1 protein-coding gene is annotated in these 797 nt (G+C 67.4%); it reads right to left on the reverse strand.

The window, feature by feature from the left end:
* Positions 1–43: 43 nt before the first annotated feature.
* Positions 44–797, reverse strand: a 754-nt coding sequence (locus tag AC01FP_RS18250; protein ID WP_474482253.1) for a sugar nucleotide-binding protein, incomplete at its 5' end; no start/stop codon positions are given.

Genomic DNA, 797 nt, shown 5'->3' on the forward strand with positions numbered 1-797 from the left:
CGCTGGGGTGATCTCTTCGCGGTTCGCTGCCGCGAACCAGAAATCAGGCCATCTTGGCGCGGTTGGTGAAGCGGCCGTACTTGCGGTAGCGCTCCATCCAGCGGTCAAGGTAGAGCCCGAGCGGACGCGGCTCAATCCCCAGGTCGGCAAAGCCCGGCAGGTTGCCCGACGGGACGCTGCCTTCCTTGAGCATGATCCACTGGTCGCGGCCCATCGGGGTACCCGGCAAGGCGGCGAACAGGGCTGAGGCTGCATCGGGCATCGGGATGAAGTGCCGATTGCGGCCCTGTGCGGCAGCGATCCGCTGGTTCAGCTCCAGAATGGTCACAGTCTCGGGGCCGCCCAGTTCGAAGATCTTGCCGCCGAACTTCGCCGGATCCTCGACGGCCCGGGCAATTGCTTCGGCAAGATCGTCGACCAGCAGGGGCTGAAGCCGCGAGTCCGGCCCGAACACCGGCAGAACCGGGGCCATGCGGATCATCCCCGCAAACATGTTGAGGAAATTGTCGTCGTCGCCGAAGACCACCGAGGGGCGCAGCACGGTGGCCGCGGGGAACGCTTCGAGCACCAGTTGCTCACCCAGGGCCTTGGCCCGGGCATAGCCCGATTCGCTGCCTGCATCCGCGCCGATTGCGCTGACGTGGATCATCGACCGTGCCCCGCCGGCGGTCGCCAGCCGGGCGATCCGGCCTGCGGCATCACCCATCAGCCCGCGCAGGTCGCCGTCGAACGCGCCGACCAGATTTACCACACCGTCAGCCTGGTAGAGTGCACCGGCAACCGCCGCCTCGTCGCGG

It is taken from the genome of Cyanobium sp. NIVA-CYA 375 (assembly GCF_056108345.1).